The sequence below is a fragment of the Pseudovibrio sp. Ad37 genome (genome assembly GCF_001623075.1).
Classification (GTDB): domain Bacteria; phylum Pseudomonadota; class Alphaproteobacteria; order Rhizobiales; family Stappiaceae; genus Pseudovibrio.
Genome location: NZ_LMCF01000105.1, coordinates 1 through 6,228, shown reverse-complemented (window position 1 = coordinate 6,228; position 6,228 = coordinate 1). Strand labels below are relative to the sequence as shown.

Sequence of the window (6,228 nt, the reverse complement as noted above, 5' to 3'; positions counted from 1 at the left end):
TGACTGGCGAGCACGCGATCATAGATCTGCAGCATGAACATCGGACCTGTCAGCATCAACAGGTTGATGACCAGACTCAAGACCCCAACGCCCGCATACCCGGACCGAGACGCCGCAAACGCCTCAGCCACCATAGGGCGCTTTGGATTGCTTTGTTGTTTAAATTTCATTGTTTCCACGGGAAAGCTGGAAGTGATAATACCAGTCATTCTGAAGAGAGTTCTCAGGTGCTGTAGATGGGTTTTGAAACGCGCAGGAACCAATGCAGTTACCGAAGGTCCGGATGCGGTCATCCGGCAGAATGGCGAACATCGGGAATACGCACCCGGCAGTCGGCCTCTTACAGAATGACTGCCCTGACTTTACTCAGGAAATTTCTGTGTCAGGCTGTGTGTCCATACCCAGACCAGAAAGAAAAAACTGATCTCCCCGGTTGGGGTTGGTGGTCAGGCCTACAACCATATCCTCAAAGTACTGACGTTTCTTTGTACGGCTGTCTTGCTGAGTAAGTCCAAGGCCTGCAAATGTTGCGATCCGGCCCCTTGAATTGCCTTTTTTAACGCGAAGAGCGCGTGCAATTTTCGTGGGGAACTGCTTTGCCATTTCTGACCGCAAAGCCCAAGTGTATCTGGCAGAGAAAGGTGAGATCCAGTCGATGAACCAGAGGCGATCACCACAATTCCAGGAATCAGGGTTGAGGAGACTGGGATTCAGAATGTATTTTTCTTCAGTCTCCTGGTCGAAAAAAGCCCAACTGCAATATGCAACCGGGAAGCCACCCTGCTCAACAATGCAAAATTGTTCTTTAGCAATAGCAGGCAGCGCAAACCCGGCCTGCAGGTTTACTGTCCAGTCTTTGTGCAGTTCAGAATTAGACCAGAGCCAGGCAATCTTGCCGTAAGTCAGCAGTTTTTGATCAGTATCCATAATCTTACCCTTGATCGCGCAATGGCTGGAGCCATTGCGCAAATTATTGTTATTATTGGTTTATCTGTCAGACATCAGTGATTAAAGATACTGGAAGTCATCAAGATGAACATCGCTCTGGCTTACACCTACAAGAATGATGCTATCAGCAGCACCCGTTGCAATATGTGTATCAGCACCAACCTGACTTAAAGTCAGATCTTCACGGACAATGCCAAAGAAGGAAAGTTGGTCCAGATCATCATCAAAGTCCAGGATACGATCCTGACCATGTCCGGCCTCAAAGACAAAGACGTCTGCTCCGGCACCGCCAGTCAAATGATCATTTCCGGCACCTCCCTGAATAACGTCCTGACCAGCGTTAGCATTGATAGTGTCATGGCCAGCATCGCCAGCCAGGAAGTTGTGTCCGTTGCTGCCGGTAATTATGTCGTTCAAAGAAGAGCCAACAACACCTTCAACATTTACAACTGACTCATTGCCAACAATTGCAAGTCCCGATGTCTTGAACACCACTCTGCTTTCGGTCTCCAGATTAATGTTGATCAGATTTGCAGAGTTTTCATAGCTGACCACGTCAAATCCGAGACCACCATCAATGGTGTCGCTTCCGGTTCCGCCGATCAGCATGTCATCACCAGCGTTGCCATTGATGACATCATTGCCAGCTTCGCCATAAATGATGTCATCGGCACTGGTGCCATTCAGAGTATTGTCAGCCGCATCACCGCGTGTCTCGGAGAACTCGGGAACAGTCCCGCTCAACAGGCCGGTGAATTTGGTCATTTTTCCTGCGGTAAGCGGATCACCAGAGAACTTGGCTTCAAGACCCTCCGCAAAGCTATCTGCACCAGAATTTCCAGGCGAACCATATGTTGGCCGGCTTGCAAGGAAGCTGGAGTAGTTTGCTCTGAAGTCATTTAGATAATCGACTCCATAGTTTGATTGATTAGGATCAAGACTGGCAGGTCCTACGACCAATCCTCCGTTAATTACAAACTCATTATCACCAACTGGAGTATCTGTAGGCTCAAAGGAGTTAGGAGTGGTTCTGATTACGATGTCAGCATAAGGCGTTTTATAAAGGTTATCCTGGAAGAAGTTCTCAATCGTAATCGAGGTGTCAGCATCAAAAGAATAAATCATATTCTGACCATCTATTATTCTGACTACATTGGATGCTTCCCGGCCACCCAGAACGATAATCTGATCGCCCCTATAGTCTGTCGAAAATGGACTGGTTATCCAAGAATGCCCAGCTTCCCCCAGACTATCAACAATGTAGGTATCTCTCCCTTCTCCGCCAACAATAATGTCATTGCCACCAGTCAAAACAAACGTGTCATCACCGGCACCACCATACAAATAATCATTGTATTGAGATCCAGTGATATGATCGTTGTAGTCAGATCCCAATATTGAAACTGCTGTCTGGTTGTCCGAAGCATCAACGCCTACATTCAATTGAGAGGCTAACTCGGTCTCTGTATTATAGTTCACAAATACGTTGTTTACCGCGTCCCGATAATCTGTCAGTGAATGAGCCGTTGTCTGACTTGAGTTGCCCTGATCATCCAGCTTAAATGTGACCCTTTCAGTATTGAACAAAGTTTGTTGCTTAATTGCTTCGGAGTCATTGTTTCGCAAAATGGTTGTGAGAGACTGTTTTACCGCTTCGACTTCCTGTTGCCGGTTTGCTGTGTTTTCACCAAGCATAGCATCAGCAGAGTCTTCTGCAATTTGCTCGCGGATCTGCTGATCTTGCAGTTCATTGAGCAAGCGAAGGCGTGCCGCATCGTTTAACACGACGACGTCTTCAGTGCCTGCACCACCATCAATATAGATTTCCTCTCCATTGGTGAGCAGGTTCTCTACCAGGCCAGCAGACAGCTCTATGGTGTCATTTCCTTCACCACCGCCAACAATTTTAACTGAATCACCAGCTTTAATCAGGTCATTTCCACCAAAGCCGAAAATCTGTTGGATCTGAGTTGAACTAACAACATCAATAAGATCTTGGCTTGCTGAGCCATGAATAATTTCAACATTTTCAAGATGGTCTATTGTTGTGTGCACGTCTTCCCGGTTAATAAGGCTAACACTGCGAAACTCAACCACCTCTGTTTCTTTACCTGGATTAGTGGTTCTGGAGTCGGTTCCTTCCTGGTACAGCTTTGAACCGGCAGTTAGAGCTTTAGTAACCTCCAGACTGGTTGCGCTATCTGCAACAATCCGCAGTCCTGCAATTTCCGAAGACGATGATGCTTCGGTCAGTGTTGATCCATCAAGACGAGCATATGAGGCTGTATCAATCCCGTCTCCACCATCAAAGTTTGTTTTTGCTTCGTAAGCGAAGAGTGTATCATCACCAGCACCTGCCTCGACAGTGATGCCAATTTCTTTTGTTTGACCGTCTTTACTTCTCAGGCTGGTTACAACTTTGTTGAGATCAAAAGCGGTCGCATTTGTCCCTGTATCCCTGATGGTCCATCCGGAAATATCTGTAACCTTAAGGGTTGTTGTATAGTGGTTTTTCCCAGTTGCCTGACGACTTGTTGATTCATTACCCGCCAGGACCAGAGGAGTTGTGAATGTCAGATAGTTTTTCGCACCGTTCGCATCTGGCAGCTGAATTACATTATCAGCATCACCAGCAACTTCAGTAAGTGTCATACCTTCGGTCTGATACCCGTCTTCAGTAAACGTTTCGATGAAGTTCTGTGCTGTTTTATTGAGCTCGCCGGCTGTTTTTGTGCGTGCTGCTAACTCAATATCAGTTGCATGCAGGTTCTGGCCACCAAGTGCAATCACCTGATCAATGCTCTCATCCGCAACCAGATCGGAGAAGAAGTCAGCATAAAGAGCTTTAGTTTTTTCTTGTTGCTCTTCAAAACTTCCGGAGAAGAATTGTTCTACGGTTTGCGGGTCCCCATTTTCATCAGTTTTGATTTTATCAGCATACAGAGCGGCAAGATCATTAAGAGCAACCTGCTCGAAAGCCCCCACAATAGCAGAGACAGCACCGCCGATGATACCTACCGCTGCGGCGATTGGTGCACCAATACCTGAGGCAGCAAGAGCACCACTGGCTACACCGGTTACAACATTAAGGCCAGTGGTTGTACCGTAGAAAGCTGCCTCAATTGTCTGGGTTTCTTGAAGCAAGTCACCAAGCAAGTCAGAACTATAAGTGTCAGAAGCACGAATTGCATCAATGCGTTCTTGTTTTTGAGAGAACTCAGCCCACTTCAATGGATTGATTGCCCCGACAACGGACCCAATTGCACCTATAATCGGAACGGCTTTGCCCAGTACACTTGCTGCTCTTGAGCCTTCCTGAACAGCTAACTGTGCGATACTCAAACCACCTTCAATAGCTGACAGTGTCAAAGCAGTGCCCTGCAGGCCAACCTCAGCCTCAACAATCTTGCGTTGTTCCGGGGTCAGATCCTGCTCAAGCAGCTGAGCAACATTTGCAAAAGCAGCAGCGTTGCCACCAACAGTCGCAACTGCTCCTACACCAGAAAATCCTTTGGATACATCAAGTTTCTTAAACTGCTCGAGGATACCGGAACCAGCATCAAACGCACCGCCTGCCAGACTAAAAAAGTTTCCGACCTGACCGGTAACCTGAGCTGTGGAGTCGGCATCAGGACTCTGGAAACCTCCTGCAATTGCAGCACTGGATTGTGCAACACGAAGCAAGTTGCCTGAAATAGAAAGCCCGGTGCCCAGCTTTGAGGTTGTTGCCGTTTCTTCATAAGTGTCATAGAGCGACCGGTCGGCAGTCAAATCAACAACACGATTCGTAATTTTATCTAAATCAGCCTCAACAAGTGACACGATATGGGGATTATGCGCAGGGTTTGAAGGATCCTGCCGAGCAGCAAGTTCGTCTGCGATCGAGCGACGCTCGAGTTCAAGACTATCAATCTGAAGCTGAAGAAAATCCCTATGTTGTTGCACGAGATCATCAGCTGTCTTCGCACCTTCCAGTGTAGACCCTGGTTCATACTCATTTAACTGAGTTTGCAGATCTCTCAGTTCATCACGTAATTGCAATGTGGTTGCCAGCTTCCTAGTTGCAGCCACATTCAGGTCTTCATCATAGAAATAGCCACCCACAGTACCGGATCGCTCAATCTGGCCCTGAATTACTGCGATGTCACGATCTATGCTGTTTAGGTTTGAAGCTACTTGTGTCTTGATATCATTGACCACAGGCGTAGACAGATCAATGATTTCTCTTTGAGTAAATACATAGTCAATGGCCTCACCAAGTTTCTGAAGTACACGGAAGTCTTTGGCAATAAACCCTGCAATATCAGCAGCCTGATTTTCATCTTCTTTGCTTAAATCACCGCTTGCAGATGTAGCCCCAAGACCGCTTGCCAGGCCATAATTGAAGTTAGCGTAAGCAGCAGCTCTGCTGAGTGCTTTAATTTCTGGGATATCAGTTCCAGAAGACAATACATCAGTTACCGCATCTTCAAGAGCTGATCTGACTTCTGGCGCTAAATCAGGGAAAGTTACATCATAAGTTGCTAATATTGTATCAAGTACATCTTGATCAAGCGAACTAAGGGTAGGCATTTACTACATCCTTTTGATTTTTATTACTTAAAATTGTACGTAATATTGTTTTTTACGCATCGTCTTCTTAGCAAGAAACGATCATGCAGAAACTCATAATTGTACAATAACTATAACAATTCTACTTTAGGAGATATTCTTCGATGTAATTCAACATGTTAGACATGAGGGTTTTCTGTGCAGTAATTAGGTAAAATTATAAAATATTAAATATGTAAATTCTTAATATGACTAGATAAAATACATAAGAGAATCATAATGTACTTGCCGAAAGGTAATTCCTTAAGTAATTGGAATCATTGTTTCCAATCAATTCTACGATTGCTATCAAAGGATTGAAGCTAGGAATTGAAGGTGCCTAGAATTCTACGGCCATTTCACAGTGAGGTACCTAACTTTTGGGAAGCCATATTAGAATAGTTAGCATGGGCAATTCCGTCTCAAGAAACCTGAATGCAATATTGATTTGAATGTGACTTTGAATTAATGCGAAGGCAAAGAGAGCTGGCTCGGGAAATTTGGACAGGTTGTGAAAGTGGATTTAGCTCCTGAAACTGGCATGATGCCAAGAACAGGAGACCATCATGAGCAGACGTCCTCGCCGGAACCATAGCCCGGCTTTTAAAGCGAAAGTGGCACTTGCTGCTATTCGCGGAGAAAAAACCTTGAGTGAGTTAGCTCAGGACTTTGATGTGCACGCGAACCAGA

At 45.8% G+C, this 6,228-nt stretch carries 4 protein-coding genes; 1 reads left to right on the top strand and 3 read right to left on the bottom strand.

The genetic code is table 11. The features are described 5' to 3' along the window. Positions 1–159: 159 nt before the first annotated feature. From PsAD37_RS28380 to PsAD37_RS16560, 3 genes are all read right to left on the bottom strand, one after another. Positions 160–312, bottom strand: a complete 153-nt coding sequence (locus PsAD37_RS28380; protein ID WP_193778284.1) for a hypothetical protein — start codon at positions 310–312, stop codon at positions 160–162. A 54-nt stretch (positions 313–366) separates the two neighbouring features. Next, a complete protein-coding gene (locus PsAD37_RS16565; protein WP_063297100.1) occupies positions 367–927 on the bottom strand; it encodes a toxin-activating lysine-acyltransferase in 561 nt (186 codons plus the stop codon). Between the two features lie 81 nt (positions 928–1,008). Further along, positions 1,009–5,520 carry a hypothetical protein gene (locus PsAD37_RS16560; protein WP_063297099.1) on the bottom strand — a complete coding sequence of 1,504 codons (4,512 nt, stop codon included), beginning with the start codon at positions 5,518–5,520 and terminating at the stop codon, positions 1,009–1,011. Between the two features lie 584 nt (positions 5,521–6,104). Between PsAD37_RS16560 and PsAD37_RS16555 the strand changes: the two genes are divergently transcribed. Beyond that, a partial coding sequence (locus PsAD37_RS16555) for a transposase (protein ID WP_193778219.1) occupies positions 6,105–6,228 on the top strand: 124 nt, incomplete at its 3' end.